The following is a 15,980-nucleotide window of genomic DNA, read 5'->3' on the forward strand; positions in this document are numbered from 1 at the left end:
ATCAGTGGCCGCGCAGTTGGTCGAGCTCGCCACGGCTGTGGAGTTCAGCGAGGGCGTCGTAGCCGCCGATGGGAACCCCATCAATGAACAGTTGGGGCACGGACTCCCCGCCACTGGGTTCGATTTCAACGAAGGGAATGCCCAGGGTCCGCAGCATGCGCAAGGCCCGCCGGGTGTAGGGACAACCCGGGAGTCCGGCAATCTCCACCCGGGGCAGGCCACGCTGGGTGGTCTGGGCGGGGGTGGGCGCGGCTTCCGTGAGCAGGCCAACGAGCAGATCGGCACCCCGCAGCACCAGGGTGCCGTATTCGAGATGGCCGCCCCACACCTGGCATTGGCCATCGGAGAAGCTCAGGTGCAGGTGCACCCCTGCCGGAGCCAGGGTGCCCTGCAGGGTGATGATTTCCAGTTCTCCGCTCAGCACCATTGGTTCGGCTTGGCCCGGGCAGGCGAAGGCCGCCTGGGATAGGTTCCCCACCACGCTCAGTACAAAGCCGCCGGCGTTCTGGGCCACTGCCAGCTGCTCGAGGCTGTGGCGCACATCGCTGCCGGCATCGAGGTGGAGCGGCAGAGCGCGCATGGCGGTTAGGGATGCTGGCGGGCAGGTTACGCCGGCCAGGGGTGGTCACCAGGGCAGCACGTCGCCATTGGCGTGCCAGAAGGTTCCCGAGGTTTCCAGCGTCAGTGCATCGATGCGCTGGAGCAGTCCTCGGACCGCCTGCTCCGGGCTGATCCCCTGGGAATTGAAGTTCACCATGCGGGTGCGCACAAGCCCGGGGTGCAGGATCGCTACGGCGATGCCCCTGGGCCGCAGGTCAATCGCCAGCGATCGGCCCGCCATGTTGAGGGCCACCTTCGACATCCGGTAGCCGTAGGAGCCGCCCGAACTGTTGTCGTCAATGGATCCCATCCGGCTGGTCATCAAAATCACCTTGGATCCGGCCTGCAGCTGGCCCAGGAGAGCCTGGGTGAGCCGCAGGGGGCCCAGGGCATTCACCTCAAACTGACGGCGGATGCTGGCAAGATCCAAGTTGCCGAGGCTGGTGGATTCCAGGATTCCGGCGTTGTGGATCAGCCCGTCGATGGGTCTGCCGTCGAGCCCCGCCACCAGGTTGGTGATCGACTCGCCAGCGGTGATGTCCACCCCGGTTTCCAGATGAACGCCCAAGGCCTCCAGCTCCGGTGATGGCTGCCGGCAAACGGCAATCACCTGGTCCCCCCGGGCCTGCAGTTGGCGGCAGTACTCCAGGCCGATGCCCCGGTTAGAGCCCGTCACGAGGAAGGTCTTCAAGGCAGCACGCTTGTCAGGAAGGCGACTCCATGTTCCCTGCTATGGCGCCTCAGCGACGGCCGTTGACGATCACCGACTGGCCGCTGCCTGCCCCGGAACCCGGCAGGGCTGGGACCACGGAGGTCTGCCCATCCCACTTGTCCAGGAACAGCTTGTAGAGCACCTGGTCGTCGAGGCTGGTGTTCAGCGTCTCGTAGCGCTTGGCTTCCTGTTCGGCGATCAGAACCTCGGTTTGGGCCCGCAGCAGCTGTTGCTCGGCGATCTGTTTTTGCTCAATGGCGGCGCGGTATTCCTCGGCAATTTGCAGGCCGGTGAGGTCGAGGCCCTGCACGGTCACATAGTCGAATTTGCGCAGTTCTTCGGCCACCTTCTCCTGCACGAGTTCGGAAATGGAGTTCCACTCCGTGGCAATGGTGACCAGCTCATATTGGGAAAACACGGATTTGAGAGCCTTCAGCAGGGAGGGCTGAATCACCCGGGGATAGATCTGCTGGTCGTCGGTGGCGATCGTTTCGTAGATCCGGCCCGCCTCGGCCGGTTTCATCGCGTACTTCACCGTTGCTGTGGCCTGGATCACCTGCAGATCCTTGGTCAGGGTGGAGAACTGCTCTGGTCGCACCTGGGTGCGCACGTCAAACAGGGAGGTGTTCTGCACGAGTGGGGCCTTGATGTTGGCGCCCGGATTGCGGGGAACACCGGTGACCTTGCCGAGGGTGGTGACCACGGCCACATTGCCGGCTGGAACGATGAAGACGGTCTGGCTGAGCAAGATCGCCAGCCCCACCACCACGGCCACGATCAGGCTGAAGGCAGCTCCCGGCCCCTCTGGACTGGCGGCGGAGCGAAGGGGAGACTGCATCGGGGAACCGTTCCAATCGTCAACCCTAGGAACGGTCGTGGATCAAACAACGGCTCACAAAGGGTGACGTCATGGCACGCAGCAGGGCGCTGTAGCTCAGGGAAAAGCGCAGTTCATCGCCCACCTGGAGCGGCATGCCGCCGCATCCGATCACCAGATGGTCACTGGAGGCGCCCCGGATTGTCATCCCCTCAGGGGAGCCCAGGCCTGCCGGATCCACATCCTGTTCGCCGATGGCCACCAGGGCTCTCCGTTCGCCAGCATGCGCCCTGGGCACCTGGTCAAGGGGCGTCGCGGTAGGAAAGCTCGTTCGGCAGCGCTGCCCCCAGGGTTGGCTGGGTTTGGTCTTGGCCTCGATCACCTCTGCCACGAGGGTGATGGCATCGGTGTGCAGCCCGGGGATGGCCGTCCCCCCGAGGGGTTCACGGCCCAGCAGCAAGGCCTCCCCCAAACGCAGATGGTTGATCCGGCCGGGGTCGCCGCCACCGGCCAACCAGGGGAGGTTGGCGGAGTTTCCCCCGGAGCACCAGGGCAGGTGCAGCGAGAAGCGCCGCTCCAGGGCTGTTGCCAGGCGGGAGAGTTCGGCCATGTTGCGCGCATCGGGGGCTACGCCGTGCTGGCAGCCCAGGTTGGTGCCGATGCCCATCAGCTCCAGGTTGGGAAGCGCCAGGGTCAACTGGGCCACGGCCTCCAGTTCCGTAGCCAGGATTCCTTCCCGCAGATCGCCAAGCTCCACCATCAACAGAACCCCATGGCGCACCCCCTGGCGGGCAGCCGTTCGGGCCAGGGCCTCCAACACCACCGGTTCGCTGTTGCAGCTGATCGCCGCATGGGCCACCACCCGCTCCACCTGGCTGAGCAGGGGCGCCCGGATCAGCAGCATGGGCACCGCCACGCCACTGGCGGCCAGGGCTTCGATGGTCTCGATGCGGGATTCCCCGATTGAGCCGATCCCCGCCGCCACCCAAGTGCGCACGATGTCGGCGTCCCCCAGGGTTGCCTTGCTGACTCCCGTTACGGCGATCCCCTGCTGGCCAAAACGCTCCACCAGGATTCGGGCGTTGTGCTGAAGCCGCTCGAGATGGATCTCGAGCCGCGGAGCGCTCAAGCCACCCTGCGCCGTTCACCGCTGAGTTCGGGAAAGGCCCGCAGCACCATGGTGACCAACCGGGACGCCGGTCGGCTGACCGCGTCGGTGACGGGGATGGCGAGCTCTGCCTCGTAGAGCGCGATGGCGGCGGTCAGTTCGGCGTCATCCATCCCCTCGTGGTTGATGGTCAGGCCGATCACCCGCGTGGGGGCGAAGGCCTCGATCAGCTTGATCTCACTGGTTGCCGTGGGCATGGGCAGAAAGGGGAAATCACTCAGATTCCGCCGGGCCGGGGCGTGTTGGAGGATCACCGCTTGGGGTTGGCTGCCCCGCAGGATGAAAGTAGAGGACAGGTAGGCGGGATGGCTGAGGGCTCCCTGCCCCTCGATCACGATCACGGCGGGGTGCTGGCTTTCAAATGCCTCGACAACCGCTCCCTCCACCGCTCCGGAACAGAACTGGGACGGAATGGCGTCGAGGGGGATCCCGAAGCGCCCCCCTTGGATGAGCCCGGTCTGGCCAGTGTTCACCAGCACGGCGTGGATGCCCTGGTCTTGGAGGGCCTTCACCAGCAGGGTGGCCGTGGTGCGTTTGCCGATCGCGCCGTCGGTGCCGAGCACGGCGATGCGCAGGCAGTGGGCCCTGGCAATCGACCCGTCAAACAGCCGTAAATCCTTCAGGGCGGCGGGTCGACGGACGTCTCGGATCGACACCTGCTGTCGATCCGCCACGGCGGCGAACTCGGCGTCGTCGCCAAGGAATTCGCGCATGCCGCTCACCAGGTGGAGGCCGGAGGCCATGGCCCCCAGCAGGGCCTGGCGGTCCTCCGGACGGAACAGGCCGTTGGCTGGAGCCATCCCGTAGATGAAGGTGTCGGCCCGGGCTCCGGCGAGGGCCAAGGCTGCCGCCAGATCGGCCACAATTGGAATGCCGTTGGCGATGCCATCGAGCACCATCCCCGCGTCCAGGCCCGCACGGTGGCTGTCCACCACGGCACGGATCTCAAAGGCCTCGCAGTGACGCACGAGTCCGTGGGCCGTTTTGCCATCGAGTCCGGCGAAATGGCCTTCGCAGTGGATGATGGCCACTCGGCGCTGGGCTGTCGGGAGCCTTCGGAGCGCTGGGGACAGGTCAGAGACCTGTGTTGGGAATGTCAAAGAGGCCAGGCTTCGCCGGCCGCGCACCGTTGCACAGCGCAGGCGCCAGAAGCACAGAAGTGGCCGCTGAATGGCGTGGGTCAGCCCATGCTAGGGGGGATGTCCGGGTCGAGGGGATCGGCCAGCAGCTCGGCGATCTGGTTGTGGCCGTTGCCTTGGGCCAGAAACAGGGCCCGCTCCGCCCGCAGCAGTAGATCCTCAACACCGGCATCCCCCGGTGCCAGGACGGTCAGCCCCCCGCTGATCTGGAGCCGGTGCCCACTGCCGCTGAACACGCCACCCAGTGCGGCGAACCCGCAGCGAATGGCTTCAGCCCGCTCCATGGCCGCTTCGGCATTGGCATTCACCATCAACAGGGCGAATTCCTGGTCGCCGATTTGGCCGATCAGGTCCTGGGGGCAGAGCTGGGAGCGGAGCAGCTCGGCCCCATCCTTGAGCGCCCGGTCCGAGGCCTCCTGCCCCCAGCGGTTTCGGATCTGGCTGAAGTGGTCGATCTCGATGGCCAGGAGTGCCAGGTCTGAGCCAGCCGCCCGGGCGCGCTCCAGCTCCGGTTTCGCCTGCTCCAGGAAGCTGATCCGGTTGGCGAATCCGGTGAGCGGTTGGACCGTGGCCAGTCGACGCAGTTCGAATTCGCGCAGCACCAGCTGGGCCAGGTCTTCGAGCAGCTTCACCTGGTTGGCACTGAAATGCCTTGGCTGGACATCGATCACGCACAGGGTGCCGAGGTTATGGCCGTCGCGACTCTGCAGGGGTGTCCCGGCATAGAAACAGATCTTGGGATCGGTGGTCACCAGGGGATTGGTGCAGAAGCGGGGGTCCTGTCGCGCATCGGGCACCACCAGGGTTTCGTCACCGGCTATGGCATGGGCGCAGAAGGCCATGTCGCGTGGCGTTTCCGTGGCGTCGAGCCCATGGCGGGCCAGAAACCACTGCCGATCGCGATCCACCAGGGAAATCAAGGCGATGGGGGTCTCCAGCACGGTGGACGCCAGTTGGACGAGGCGCGTGAAGTGCTCATCCTCCGGGTGGTCGAGCACGCCCTGGCGCTCCAGGTCACGCTGGCGCTGGACCTCATTGGGCAGGATCGGATAGTCGGGGTACGGCACGCAGGCATCCCGATGATGACCAGCCTAGGAAAGTCGCGGTGCGCCGTCTCAGGCTCGCCATGATCGGATCAAGACCTGCGCCAGAGAACCCATGAGCCTCTCCAAGGAAACCTGCATCCCCTGCCGGGATGGGGCCCCCACCCTCAGCGAAGCCGAGCTGGCCTCCCTGTTGCCCCAGTTGCCGGGTTGGGCCGTGGTCAGCGGCCACCACCTGCGCAAGACCTGGACGTTTCCCGACTTTCAGCAGGCCCTCGATTGGGTCAACAGGGCTGGAGCCATCTGTGAGGCCGAGGGCCATCACGCTGAGTTCAGCCTCGGCTGGGGCCATGCCGAAGCTGTCATCTACACCCACAAAGTGGATGGCCTCACCCGGGCCGATGCGGTTTTGGCGGCCAAGTTCGAAGCTCTCGCTGTCGGGGCCTAGGGCTATCCCACTTCCAGTGCCCAGGTCCAGCTTGTCAGTTCCGCCCCGAACTCCTTCACACAATCTTCCATTGAAAACCTGGTGCAGCCGTCTCGGCAGCAGCGGCTTTCTCCATAGGGTTCAGCAAACGAAGCTCCACCATGTCAGCCCAGGAGGACAGTCACCCCAACGCAGCAATTGGTTCCGACTCCTTCGAGCCCCGCAGCCTGGAATGGCAGGACAACGGTGAGCTGGCCGCCACCGAGGTGTTCGAGCTTGTCAAACGTCTGCGGGCGGTTGAAACCGGCGAGCACGTCAACGAGCTCTGGAGGTTGGGCCAGAAAGCCTGAAGGCCCTTGCCGTTGGGCGCGGCCTCGGTTTGATGGCGTGAGGCCCAACACCCTTCGGGCAGCGCACGCCATGACTGACAGCCCAGTGATCCCAGATGGTTCCGCCGTGGCGGAATGGCGGCATCGGGGCTGCTCGGTGAGGCTGATTCGTCGTTGTGCAGCCGCCGAGGCCTACCGGATTCACCACTGCAGTGGGGTGCCCATGGGCACGGCCGCCAGCCTGGAGGAGGCTCGCAGCTTGATTGATGAGCGCATCCAGCTGTTGCGGCAGCGGCTGGTGGCTGCGGCCTGAACGGGATTCAACAGCAGTGGCGAACATTCTTGTGATCTTGGCTTGATGGTGGCTCTCCTTCCCTTGAGCGCGTCAGACTGAACTCAGCGTCGTTGAGGTCTGGGCAGATGTTCCTGAAGATGCACAACGGGGAAGATGACAGCTTGGTTGAGGTGCTCAATCTCCAGCAGCTTTTCGATCCATTTGCGGGCCAGGTGCTGGGACGTCTGCACGCCGGTGAGGAACTGCAGGACCCGGCCCCCGTCGACAAGGGCCAGCTGGTGTTTCCCTCCGGTGAGACCCTGCCACGCTGCTGGCGTGATCCCCACTACGGCGACCAGGGGTAGGGAGGTTCAGGGTTGGCTTGGGCGACTGGCCGGCATCCGCTCCAGATAGGTTTTGACGGCTAGGGGTTGGGTCTGGTGATAGCCCTGGGGCAGCCAAACGTCCCCAGCACTGGTGGTGACGTGAATCTCCCAGTGGTAGAGCCCCCGATAGGCCCGGGGGTCTTCGCGGAGCAGTTGGGCGTACTGCAGCACCCCTTCGCCGTAATGCCAGCTGTTGTTGTAGCCCCAGAGCCCGCGGCGGATGTCCCGTAGGCCCCCCCGCCGCACCAGATACCGGGCTGCAGCGGCGATGGCATCGTGGGGATCACGGATGTTGCCCTGGCCGATGCCCGGTTCGGCCCAGGTCGTGGGCAGGAACTGCATCGGTCCCTGGGCGTTGGCAACGGAGACGCCATCGATCCGGCCCATGCCTGTTTCCACCAGGTTCACCGCGGCAAGCACTTCCCAGGGGATTCCGGTGGCGGCGGCGGCCTTGCGGTAGTGGCCCAGCAGCACCTCGGCCGGCTCCGGGGCGATGATCCGCCAGGCAGGCACCGCACTGATCGGTCTGCCACGGTGCATGGCCTGAAAGGCCCGCCGTGCGGCCAGGTGTCGGTCGAACACCTTGTGCCACCGATCTGGCAGGGATTCCCGCACCTGGCGGGCCAGGTCAGGCTGGCGGCTGAGCCGTCTGTAGATCACCTGTTGCTGGTGCCCGAGCTGGGGCAGCCGCGGTTCAGGGGTGTCGGTCGATCTGAGCGCCGTTTCCACCTCGCCCAGCAGGTGGGCGATGGCGGTGGCGGTGGTTGGAACCAGGGGGTAGGGGCGGCCATTGCCACTCCGGGGGAGCTGCGGCTGGGCAAGAGGTGCTCCGGCATCCGTGGCCAGGCAGCCGCTTCCGCCGAGCAGCAGGGCCAACCCTGCCAGCAGGCCGAGGCTTGTGCTGTGCAGGCTGGTGATGCGCTGGCCCTGACGGATCACCACGGCTCAGGGCCCAATGCTCACCAGCCGCCGGCGTTGCAGCTCCAGGTGGAAGGCGTGGCTGAGGGCATCCCGTCGCCCCCACCGTTGGATCCCCTGCCAGAGGGACTGCAACCGCCAGCCCAGCCAGAGCAGGCACAGCACCAGTCCCAGCCAACGCATGGTTCAGCCTTGCAACTCAACCGGTTTAAGGACGAATGTCGGCTCTGGCGAGGGCCCACCCCGCCTCTGACACAGAACGCCAGGAAGCGATCCCCGACCTGGGGAGCTTGGTTTGCTCCCGCTGACAGCGGGCGTTCCGGTGGGGCTCCCCTGCCCGTTGCTGGCCTCACTGGGCTCTGCTCGTGTCTATCGGGCGACCCCGGGGCGGTTGATCCCCACCGGTCATGGCGATCCCCTGACAGAACCCGAAATCCTGGACCAAGAACGACAGGATTGCTCCAGTTTTTACCGGGAAGCTTCCGTCATGACCACGTCAGGTTTTCCGATGTCGGACGAGGGGAACACCAATGATCTGACGCTGCGTCAGCTGCGGGAACTGGCCAGCAACCTCGGGATCGGCCGCTACAGCCGCATGCTGAAAGACCAATTGGTCCGTGCGATTGATCGCCAATCAGACCCGACCTCGGAGTCGGCAGAGCGCTCCACTGACTTGCGGGCCCTGGAAGCCGAGATGCTCCCGGCCCCCCGTCCATCGGCCCAGACTTCGGTGGTGTTCCTGCCCCGCGATCCCCAGTGGGCCTACGTGTTCTGGGAGCTGTCTGACAGCGATCGACGCCAGGCGATGGCTGATGGGGCCAGCCAATTGGTGCTCCGGGTGGCCGACGTGACCGGTCTGGGTGGTGGAGCCGCCCACCAGCACACCATGCAGGAAGTGGTGGTTAACAGTCACGCCACCGAGTGGTACCTCCCCGTTCCCCTCAGCGACCGCGACTACCGCGTTGAACTGGGCTATCGCCTCGGTGCAGGCGGTTGGCACTCCCTGGCCTTCTCGGCCGTTGCCCGGGTTCCGGCCCTGCATCCCAGCGAACAGATCCTCGACCAGTTTGTCCCCTTCTCCCTGGAGGCCCCTGCCGCCGCCGCCGCTGCGGTGACGGCCATCCCCCAGGCCGCTCCCGGCATCCACGAACGGGTTTACCAGGCTGCCACGTCCACCTTCCGTGCTTTTGGTCGGGGTTCGGAGGCCTTCCATGACGTGGACGCTGCCGGCGACCATTCCCATGGCCTGAATGCTTCAGGCGTTGGGGTCTGGGCCAGCGGCCGCCATGAATCCGGTGCCGGCGGCGTCGCCTCCCGCCAGCGTTCCTTCTGGCTGGTGGCCGATGCGGAGCTGATCGTCTACGGCGCCACCGATCCAGCAGCCACCCTGCGCATTGGCGACGAGGTGGTGCCCCTGGCGGAGGACGGCACGTTCCGCCTTCAGGTGCCGTTCCGCGACGGACAACAGCTGTATCCGATCACGGCCGTGGCCGCCGATGGGGAGCAGCGCCGCCACATCACCCTCGAATTTGCCCGCACCACCCCTGATGCCCACGTCAACAGCGCGGAGGAAGCCGTAGCCGAGTGGTTCTGAGGGACCTTGGCCCCGTTCAGGGCACCAGGTTGACGAGTTTGCCGGGGACCACAATCACCCGGCTCGGGGCCTTGCCCTCCAGCCATTTGGCGGCGATCTCGCTGGCCAGGGCCAACCGTTCCAAGGTGGCCCTGTCCGCATCGGCGGGAACCTCGAGGTTGCCCCGGACCTTGCCCTTCACCTGGATCACCAGCGGGATCGTTTCGCGCACCAGGGCCGTGGCATCGGCCGACGGCCAGGGCTGCTGGTGGATGCTGATGCGGTCATCCGGGTTGGCCCCCAGCTTGAGCCAGAGTTCCTCGGCCAGATGGGGAGCAAACGGGGCAAGCAGGATCAACAGGGTACGTAGGGCTTCGCAGGCCACCTCGGTGCTGGCGGCCTCCAGGTGCTCGCCCATCGCATTGCTGAGTTTCATCAGCTCCGAAACGGCCGTATTGAACTGGTAGTCGCCGTCGAGGTCCTCGCTGATGGCGGCAATGGCGGTGTGCACCGCCCGGCGCAGCTCCTGCTCGCCCGCACTCAGGCCATCGGCCGCCGGCTTGCCCCCATCCTCGGCCAGGCTCAAACCCCGCGCCACCGCCCCGTCCACCAGGCGCCAGAGGCGCTGCAGGAAGCGGAATTGGCCCTCCACATCGGCGTCATCCCACTCCAGATCCTTCTCGGGCGGGGCCTTGAACAGGATGAACATGCGGGCGGTGTCGGCGCCATATTTGTCGATCACCACCGCCGGGTCGACGCCGTTGTACTTCGACTTCGACATCTTTTCGTAGAACGTTTCCAGCGGCTCGCCACTTCGTGGGTCGCGGGGATCGCTGGGGTCGGCCACATCGGCTGGGGCGATGTATTTGCCGGAGTGGGGGTTCTTGTAGGTGATGCCCTGCACCATGCCCTGGGTGAGCAGGCGGGTGAAGGGTTCATCGAAGCCCAACAGGCCGCGGTCGCGCAGCACTTTGGTGAAGAAGCGCGAGTAGAGCAGATGCAGGATCGCGTGCTCGATGCCGCCCACGTATTGATCCACCGGCAGCCAGGAATCGACCGCTTCGCGGCTGAAGGGAAGGGCGGTGTTCTTGGGATCGCTGTAACGCAGGTAGTACCAGCTGGAGCACATGAAGGTGTCCATGGTGTCGGTCTCCCGCCGGGCTGGCTGACCGCAGCAGGGGCAGTCCACGCGCCACCAGCTCTCAAGCTGGGCGAGGGGCGACCCGCCCTTGCCCACCAGGCTGGCCTCCTGGGGCAGTTCCACCGGAAGCTGGTCGGCGGGCACCGGCACAGCGCCGCAGTCCTCGCAGTGGATCACCGGGATCGGGCAGCCCCAGTAGCGCTGACGGGAGATCAGCCAGTCCCGCAGGCGGTAGGTGATGCGGGCCTGGCCCCAGCCCTCCTGCTCGGCCGCCGCCGTGATCGCCTGCTTGGCCTCACGGCTGGACAGGCCATCGAAGCGCCCGGAGTGAATCAGCACACCGGCTTCGGTCCAGGCGCCGCCCTCGTAGGCGTGCTCATCACTGCCCTCGGGGATCACCACCTGCCGCACCGGCAATTCGTACTGCCGGGCAAACACAAAATCGCGTTGGTCGTGGGCCGGCACGCCCATCACGGCACCCGTGCCGTAGTCGGCCAGCACGTAGTCGGCAATCCACAGGGGGATCAGCTCGCCATTGGCCGGGTTGCGAACGTGCGCTCCGATCGGCACACCGCGTTTGGGCTTGTCGTCGGCGGTGCGCTCCTGCTCGCTCTGACGGCTCACCAGATCGCAGAAGGCCTCCACGTGGATGGTCTGCTCGGCGGTGGTGAGCTGGGCCACCAGCGGATGCTCCGGGGCGAGCACCACGTAGCTGGCGCCGAAGATCGTGTCAGGCCGGGTGGTGAACACGGTGATGCCCTCGCCCGTGTCTGAGCCCCCGCCATCCACCACCTGGAAACGGAGTTCGGCGCCGGTGCTGCGGCCGATCCAGTTGGCCTGCATGGTGCGCACCCGCTCCGGCCAGCCCTCCAGCTTCGGCAGGTCGTCGAGCAGCTGGTCGGCGTAGGCGGTGATCTTCAGGAACCATTGGCGCAGCTTGCGCTTTTCCACCAGGGCGCCGGAGCGCCAGGAGCGTCCCTCGCTGTCCACCTGTTCATTGGCGAGCACCGTCTGATCGATCGGATCCCAGTTGACGGTGGCGTCCTTCTGATAGGCCAGGCCGGCGTCGAGAAACTGCAGGAACAGCCATTGGGTCCAGCGGTAGTAATCGGCGTGGCAGGTGGCTACCTCCCTGTCCCAGTCGATCGATAGGCCCAACCGTTGGAGTTGAGCACGCATGGACGCGATGTTCTGATCCGTCCAGACCCCTGGATCAATGCCCCGTTCGATTGCCGCATTTTCCGCGGGTAAGCCGAAGGCGTCCCAGCCCATGGGGTGAAGCACCTGCTTGCCGCGCATGCGCTGGACGCGGGCGACGACGTCGGTAATCACGTAGTTGCGCACATGGCCCATGTGCAGGTTCCCCGAGGGATAGGGGAACATCGAAAGGGCGTAGTAGGCGTCTCCGGTGTCCCGATCTGGCCTGGCTGGCGTGCGGTGCTGTCCCGTGGCCGTCCACCGCTCCTGCCAGCGGGCTTCGATCGCCTGGGGTTGGTAGCGGGGGGCGTCGCTCACGGCAGCCAGGGCTGGATCAGAGCTGTGATCGTGCCACAGCCCAGAAGGGCAGGGCGGGCTCAGCCCAGGGCGCGGATCGTGCTCGCCGCCGCGCGACTGATCAGGGTCAGGGGCCGTCCTTCGTCCTGGCTCAGGGCCAGATAGTGGATGTCTTGCCAGTGGAGGGTGCCTTCCAGTTCACCCACGCCACTCACCTGAATGGCCACCGGGGTGCGGTGGCGGATCAGGTCCTGCAGGTGGCGGATGCTCGGCTGGGACGTATCGAGGGCGGTCGTCCGCTTCTCGAAAAAGCTCTGCATAGGATTTGCACGTGGCTGCGCTCGCCCCCATCGTGCTCCAGTTCAGCAAATATCAAGGCCTGGGAAACGATTTCCTCATGCTTGATGGCCGGAGTGCAGCCATCGGCGATGACGGCATGGGCCTGACCCAGGAGCGCATTCAGCGGTTGTGTGACCGACGTTTTGGCGTGGGGGGAGATGGGGTGATCCTGGCCCTGCCCCCCCGGGAGGGCGGAGAGCTGCGGATGCGGATTTTCAATGCCGATGGCAGCGAACCAGAAATGTGCGGCAACGGCATCCGTTGTTTGGCCCGTTTTCTGGCGGATAGCGATGGCGATGGTCCGGGCCGGCAGTGGCAGATCGAAACCCTGGCGGGCCGGATTGTGCCGGAGCTCCAGGCCGATGGCACGATCCGGGTGGATATGGGCGTGCCCTTTCTGGAGCCCGCCACCATCCCCACCACGCTGGCCGTTGGCGAGGCCGGTGTGCCCCAGGGCCAGCTGGAGGTTGCTGGCATCACCTTTGCGGTTGGTGCCGCCGGCATGGGCAATCCCCATGTGGTGATTCCGGTGGATGACGTGGCGGCCATTGATCTGGAGCGCTGCGGTGCCGCGCTGGAAGTCGATCCCGCCTTCCCCGCTCGCACCAACGTCCACTTCGTGCAGGCCCTGAGCCCGACCCACCTGGTGATGCGGGTCTGGGAGCGGGGCGCCGGCCCCACCCTGGCCTGCGGCACGGGTGCCTGCGCCACGTTGGTGGTGGCCCATCGGTTCGGATTGGCCGAGCGACGGGCCCGGGTAGACCTGCCCGGCGGTCCCCTCGAGATTGACTGGGATCCCGCCAGCGACCACCTGTTCATGACCGGTCCTGCCCTGGCGGTGTTTGACGGGGTGGTGACGCCCGAGCTCTGGGGCGAGTCCGTTCCCCCAACCCAGGCCGCACCGGCTGCCGATGGGGCATCCGCCAACGCCCCGTCGGTGGATTGCGCCAGCGTCTGCGTCAACGGCTGCATTCGGCCTGAGGCCTGCCCGTCGGCGGAGGCTCGCGCCCGGGTGGAGGCGCTGCTGAACAACAGCTCCCTGGACGACCTGGTGGCCCTGGCCACCGAATCCCTCGAAAACCGCACCAGAGCTCGTTTCGAGCGAGCCATGCCCCCGGGCGGTTGATGGCATCTCCGGGCCTGGCGACCTACTTCGACACCAGCGCCACCACGCCGCCCTGCGAGGCCGTGCTCCGCGCGATGGCCGAGGTCCAGGCCTCGGGCTGGGCCAACCCCTCCAGCCTGCACGGCCCCGGGCTGGCCGCTGCCGAACATCTGGAGCGATCGCGGCAGAGCCTGGCATGGCTCCTGGGCTGTGACGCCGACGAGCTGGTGGTGACCTCCGGCGGCACCGAATCCATCCACCTGGCCCTGCTCGGAGCTGCCGCGCCGCTGCAACCCGGTCGCCTGTTGATCTCCGCGGTGGAGCATCCGGCCACCCAGGCGGCCGCCTCTCGCCTGGCGGCACGGGGATGGCAGGTGCAGACCATCCCGGTGGACCGTCAGGGCCTGCTGGATCTCAACGCCCTCGACGACCTGCTCGCCCCACCCACCCGGCTGGTGTCTTTGATCTGGGGTCAGAACGAGGTGGGCAGCCTGCAACCGATTGAGGCCGTCGGCAGCCGTTGCCGTGCCGCTGGCGTGCTGCTGCATGTCGATGCGGTGCAGGTGCTGGGGCACCGTCCTGTCTGCTTCCGCGACCTTCCCGTGGACCTGCTCAGTGGGGCCGCCCACAAACTGCAGGGGCCCCGGGGCGTGGGCCTGTTGCTGGTCCGTGCCGGCGTGCCCCTCCAGGGCCAGCTCGGGGGCGGGGGGCAGGAGGGGGGCCGCCGGGCCGGGACCGAGCCGGTGGCCCTGCTGGCCGGATTTGCCAAGGCCCTGGAGCTATCCAGGCAGCTCCCCTCAGCGGCCGGACTGCGCGATCCGCTGCTGGAGCAGTTGCTGGCCATTCCGGGCCTTCGGCTCACTGGTCCTCCCCCGGGCCCTCAGCGGTTGCCCCACCACATCAGCCTGTTGGTGTCTCGGCCGGAGGGTCAGCCCCTCTCCGGACGGTGGCTGGTGGGTGCGATGGCGCGCCAGGGCCTGGCGATCAGCAGCGGCTCGGCCTGCAGCAGCAGTGGTTCGGCGGCCAGCCCCGTGCTGTTGGCGATGGGTTGCCCTGAAGACGAAGCCAGCAGCGGCGTGCGCATCAGCCTGGGCCCCTGGCATACCGCTGAGGATTGCAGGGTCCTGGCGACGGCCCTGAGACGCAACCTGGACCTGGCGTCCATGGGCCCGGTCGGGCCAACTCGTTAGCGTCAGCCGGTTAGATCCCGCTCTGATGCTTCCCCCCGACCTGCGCAGCGCCGAGGCCGAAGCCCTGGTGGCGATCCAGGCAGCCCTTGCCGCAGGCGCCAAAGGGCTGTGGTCTGTGGAACTGCGTTTTGAGGGACTGCGCCTCTTGCCGGTGGCCCTGCGCCTGCAGGCGGCCCTGGCCCCAACGGTGGCTGGCCTGCGTCTGCTGTGTGCCGATGCTGGGGCCACGGCCCTGGCCCAGCGGGATGCCCCTGAGGCGGCGTCCCAAATCGCCAGCCTGCGGGATCAGATGCGCCTGCAGCAGGCTGACGGTGGCAGCGAAGGGGTGCTGCTGCTGCTCGCTCCCTCGCCGTCCGACTACGAGGAGGTTGAGCAGGTCTGTGCCCTCCATCGCGGGGCTGTGGTGCTGTTGAACGGCAATCTCGAGGATGCCGCCGTGGGCATTGGCAGCGTGGCCCGCCAACGCCGCAAAGGATTTCTCTCGGGCTGGCAGAGCGCCTATGCCCTGATTCCCACGGGCGATGGCGCCCTGAAGCGGGCTTGCCCCGGAGCCTGGGAGCTCTATCGCCGCGATCCGGATGGGTTTCGCTTCGTGAGTCAGTTCGACCACAAGCCCGATGCTGAGGAGCAGGCCCTGGCCCTGGCCGGCGGCGCGGGTCTGGGATTGGGTGGCAATCTCAAGGTGATGGACGCCTTCATCGAGGGGCTGCGCAACTAGTCCCCAGGGCTGCCCTGGTGGGACCGGGCGAACCTCCGTACACTTCGCCGATCCCCGAGCTATCCGATGGCTGCCCAGAGCGACCCCACTCCCGCCCGCGATGGACGCGCCTGGAGCGTGGTGGATCTCGGTGCTGCCGCCGCCGTCGGACTCGCCCTCGCTGGGGTGATCTGGAGTCCCAAGCTCAGTGGTGCCGTCGCCAGTGCCACGGGTGCCCTCATCCCCGTCACGGTGCTGGTGGACGTGCGCGGTGTGGCGGTGGCCGATCCTGCCGCCCTGATTCAGGCGGCCCAACAGGAAGGCAAGGTGGCGATCGTGATTCGCAACCAGCCCCACGGCTCGGTGGCGGTGAAGCAGGTCGTGCCGTTGCAGCGCAAACTTGTGGCGGTCCAGCCCAATGGCTCCGTGGTGTCGGCTGTGGACCCCAACCAGACCACCCTGGGCACGCTGGACGCCCGTTTCGTGCTCCAGGGCCAGGGCCGGCGGAGTGGTGGCGGCGTGGTCTTCGGCAACCAGAACCTCAAGATTGGCGCCCCGGTAGAGATTGAGGGGGAGCAATACCGCATTGGCGGCACCGTGACCGGCCTGCAGCTGGGAGGCCGGTGAC

At 66.7% G+C, this 15,980-nt stretch carries 19 protein-coding genes; 9 read left to right on the top strand and 10 right to left on the bottom strand.

What is annotated here, in order from left to right; genetic code table 11:
- Position 1 precedes the first annotated feature (1 nt).
- From H6G16_RS06550 to H6G16_RS06575, 6 genes are all read right to left on the bottom strand, one after another.
- On the bottom strand, positions 2-580 hold the full coding sequence (locus tag H6G16_RS06550; protein WP_190389486.1) for a DUF296 domain-containing protein: 579 nt from the start codon (positions 578-580) through the stop codon (positions 2-4).
- Positions 581-625: 45 nt separating this feature from the next.
- Positions 626-1,291 (bottom strand): SDR family oxidoreductase, encoded by a 666-nt coding sequence (locus H6G16_RS06555; protein WP_190389487.1) that lies wholly within the window; start codon positions 1,289-1,291, stop codon positions 626-628.
- A 49-nt stretch (positions 1,292-1,340) separates the two neighbouring features.
- Entirely contained in the window at positions 1,341-2,150 is an 810-nt protein-coding gene (locus H6G16_RS06560) for a prohibitin family protein (protein WP_190389488.1), read from the bottom strand.
- A 25-nt stretch (positions 2,151-2,175) separates the two neighbouring features.
- Positions 2,176-3,258, bottom strand: coding sequence for an alanine/ornithine racemase family PLP-dependent enzyme (locus tag H6G16_RS06565; protein WP_190389489.1), 1,083 nt, complete (start codon positions 3,256-3,258; stop codon positions 2,176-2,178).
- Positions 3,255-4,328: a DUF1611 domain-containing protein gene (locus H6G16_RS06570; RefSeq protein ID WP_347238817.1), complete on the bottom strand. Its 1,074-nt coding sequence runs from the start codon at positions 4,326-4,328 to the stop codon at positions 3,255-3,257. Before H6G16_RS06570 ends, H6G16_RS06565 begins: the two co-directional genes overlap by 4 nt.
- A gap of 149 nt (positions 4,329-4,477) precedes the next feature.
- A complete protein-coding gene (locus tag H6G16_RS06575) occupies positions 4,478-5,503 on the bottom strand; it encodes a diguanylate cyclase (protein WP_190389491.1) in 1,026 nt (341 codons plus the stop codon).
- A gap of 91 nt (positions 5,504-5,594) precedes the next feature.
- Here H6G16_RS06575 and H6G16_RS06580 point away from each other — a divergent pair, with 91 nt between their 5' ends.
- The 4 genes from H6G16_RS06580 (at position 5,595) to H6G16_RS06595 (ending at position 6,874) form a co-directional block, all read left to right on the top strand.
- Entirely contained in the window at positions 5,595-5,927 is a 333-nt protein-coding gene (locus tag H6G16_RS06580; protein ID WP_190389492.1) for a 4a-hydroxytetrahydrobiopterin dehydratase, read from the top strand.
- A 140-nt stretch (positions 5,928-6,067) separates the two neighbouring features.
- Positions 6,068-6,256 carry a hypothetical protein gene (locus H6G16_RS06585; protein WP_190389493.1) on the top strand — a complete coding sequence of 63 codons (189 nt, stop codon included), beginning with the start codon at positions 6,068-6,070 and terminating at the stop codon, positions 6,254-6,256.
- A 70-nt stretch (positions 6,257-6,326) separates the two neighbouring features.
- The gene (locus tag H6G16_RS06590) at positions 6,327-6,548 is read left to right on the top strand and encodes a hypothetical protein (protein WP_190389494.1); all 222 of its coding nucleotides are present in this window, start codon (positions 6,327-6,329) and stop codon (positions 6,546-6,548) included.
- A gap of 107 nt (positions 6,549-6,655) precedes the next feature.
- Complete coding sequence (locus tag H6G16_RS06595; RefSeq protein ID WP_190389495.1) at positions 6,656-6,874, top strand: acetyltransferase; 219 nt, start codon at positions 6,656-6,658, stop codon at positions 6,872-6,874.
- Between the two features lie 6 nt (positions 6,875-6,880).
- Here H6G16_RS06595 and H6G16_RS06600 read toward each other — a convergent pair whose 3' ends face one another.
- Together H6G16_RS06600 and H6G16_RS06605 are read right to left on the bottom strand one after the other, a co-directional pair.
- Positions 6,881-7,741: a lytic transglycosylase domain-containing protein gene (locus tag H6G16_RS06600; RefSeq protein WP_242036276.1), complete on the bottom strand. Its 861-nt coding sequence runs from the start codon at positions 7,739-7,741 to the stop codon at positions 6,881-6,883.
- A 99-nt stretch (positions 7,742-7,840) separates the two neighbouring features.
- Entirely contained in the window at positions 7,841-7,996 is a 156-nt protein-coding gene (locus tag H6G16_RS06605) for a hypothetical protein (protein ID WP_190389496.1), read from the bottom strand.
- Between the two features lie 304 nt (positions 7,997-8,300).
- Between H6G16_RS06605 and H6G16_RS06610 the strand changes: the two genes are divergently transcribed.
- A complete protein-coding gene (locus H6G16_RS06610; RefSeq protein ID WP_242036234.1) occupies positions 8,301-9,407 on the top strand; it encodes a DUF4912 domain-containing protein in 1,107 nt (368 codons plus the stop codon).
- Positions 9,408-9,423: 16 nt separating this feature from the next.
- Here H6G16_RS06610 and leuS read toward each other — a convergent pair whose 3' ends face one another.
- Both leuS and H6G16_RS06620 read right to left on the bottom strand, forming a co-directional pair.
- On the bottom strand, positions 9,424-12,081 hold the full coding sequence (leuS, locus tag H6G16_RS06615) for a leucine--tRNA ligase (RefSeq protein ID WP_190389759.1): 2,658 nt from the start codon (positions 12,079-12,081) through the stop codon (positions 9,424-9,426).
- A 20-nt stretch (positions 12,082-12,101) separates the two neighbouring features.
- Positions 12,102-12,341, bottom strand: a complete 240-nt coding sequence (locus H6G16_RS06620) for a hypothetical protein (RefSeq protein WP_190389497.1) — start codon at positions 12,339-12,341, stop codon at positions 12,102-12,104.
- A gap of 32 nt (positions 12,342-12,373) precedes the next feature.
- Between H6G16_RS06620 and dapF the strand changes: the two genes are divergently transcribed.
- From dapF to H6G16_RS06640, 4 genes are all read left to right on the top strand, one after another.
- Positions 12,374-13,486: a diaminopimelate epimerase gene (gene dapF / locus H6G16_RS06625; RefSeq protein ID WP_190389760.1), complete on the top strand. Its 1,113-nt coding sequence runs from the start codon at positions 12,374-12,376 to the stop codon at positions 13,484-13,486.
- Positions 13,486-14,655 carry an aminotransferase class V-fold PLP-dependent enzyme gene (locus H6G16_RS06630; RefSeq protein ID WP_190389498.1) on the top strand — a complete coding sequence of 390 codons (1,170 nt, stop codon included), beginning with the start codon at positions 13,486-13,488 and terminating at the stop codon, positions 14,653-14,655. Before dapF ends, H6G16_RS06630 begins: the two co-directional genes overlap by 1 nt.
- Before the next feature lie 25 nt (positions 14,656-14,680).
- Positions 14,681-15,373 (top strand): DUF1995 family protein, encoded by a 693-nt coding sequence (locus H6G16_RS06635; protein ID WP_190389499.1) that lies wholly within the window; start codon positions 14,681-14,683, stop codon positions 15,371-15,373.
- Positions 15,374-15,439: 66 nt separating this feature from the next.
- Complete coding sequence (locus H6G16_RS06640) at positions 15,440-15,979, top strand: DUF4330 domain-containing protein (protein WP_190389500.1); 540 nt, start codon at positions 15,440-15,442, stop codon at positions 15,977-15,979.
- Position 15,980 lies beyond the last annotated feature (1 nt).

This window comes from Cyanobium sp. FACHB-13342 (assembly GCF_014697415.1).
Lineage (GTDB): Bacteria > Cyanobacteriota > Cyanobacteriia > PCC-6307 > Cyanobiaceae > Cyanobium_A.

Coding starts and splice junctions, on each gene's coding strand:
- H6G16_RS06550 (WP_190389486.1), bottom strand. CDS start 580: ATGCGCGCTCTGCCGCTCCACCTCGATGCCGGCAGCGATGTGCGCCAC.
- H6G16_RS06635 (WP_190389499.1), top strand. CDS start 14,681: ATGCTTCCCCCCGACCTGCGCAGCGCCGAGGCCGAAGCCCTGGTGGCG.
- H6G16_RS06580 (WP_190389492.1), top strand. CDS start 5,595: ATGAGCCTCTCCAAGGAAACCTGCATCCCCTGCCGGGATGGGGCCCCC.
- H6G16_RS06590 (WP_190389494.1), top strand. CDS start 6,327: ATGACTGACAGCCCAGTGATCCCAGATGGTTCCGCCGTGGCGGAATGG.
- H6G16_RS06595 (WP_190389495.1), top strand. CDS start 6,656: ATGTTCCTGAAGATGCACAACGGGGAAGATGACAGCTTGGTTGAGGTG.
- H6G16_RS06640 (WP_190389500.1), top strand. CDS start 15,440: ATGGCTGCCCAGAGCGACCCCACTCCCGCCCGCGATGGACGCGCCTGG.
- H6G16_RS06620 (WP_190389497.1), bottom strand. CDS start 12,341: ATGCAGAGCTTTTTCGAGAAGCGGACGACCGCCCTCGATACGTCCCAG.
- H6G16_RS06585 (WP_190389493.1), top strand. CDS start 6,068: ATGTCAGCCCAGGAGGACAGTCACCCCAACGCAGCAATTGGTTCCGAC.
- H6G16_RS06610 (WP_242036234.1), top strand. CDS start 8,301: ATGACCACGTCAGGTTTTCCGATGTCGGACGAGGGGAACACCAATGAT.
- H6G16_RS06630 (WP_190389498.1), top strand. CDS start 13,486: ATGGCATCTCCGGGCCTGGCGACCTACTTCGACACCAGCGCCACCACG.
- H6G16_RS06605 (WP_190389496.1), bottom strand. CDS start 7,996: ATGCGTTGGCTGGGACTGGTGCTGTGCCTGCTCTGGCTGGGCTGGCGG.
- H6G16_RS06560 (WP_190389488.1), bottom strand. CDS start 2,150: ATGCAGTCTCCCCTTCGCTCCGCCGCCAGTCCAGAGGGGCCGGGAGCT.